The 269-nt window shown below is 53.2% G+C and carries 1 protein-coding gene; it reads left to right on the forward strand.

The window, feature by feature from the left end; translation table 11 throughout:
- Window positions 1–127 precede the first annotated feature (127 nt).
- The coding region (locus EZM41_RS13995; protein WP_446697845.1) for a DNA/RNA nuclease SfsA at window positions 128–269 on the forward strand (142 nt) is incomplete at its 3' end.

The following is a 269-nucleotide window of genomic DNA, read 5'->3' on the forward strand; positions in this document are numbered from 1 at the left end:
GAAAGCCTCTCGCATAGCAACTCGAGCCCCTTGGGAGAAGGCTTTAAGGCTCCGTCATCCAAAGTCACCATATGGCTACGAGGCAGATCTTCCCAATTTAACAACCTCAAAACCAACCTGCACTCCGATAAGGGACGGCCAAAAGGTCTTGCTGGAAGTCAAATCCTGCACGCTCTTCGGAAAAGAGGTAGCTGCCTTTCCTGACGCCGTCACCGCGAGGGGTAAAAGGCACATCGAGGAGATGGCCAGGCTGACTAAGGAGGGTTTCA

This window comes from Acetomicrobium sp. S15 = DSM 107314 (assembly GCF_016125955.1).
Classification (GTDB): Bacteria; Synergistota; Synergistia; order Synergistales; family Thermosynergistaceae; genus Thermosynergistes; species Thermosynergistes pyruvativorans.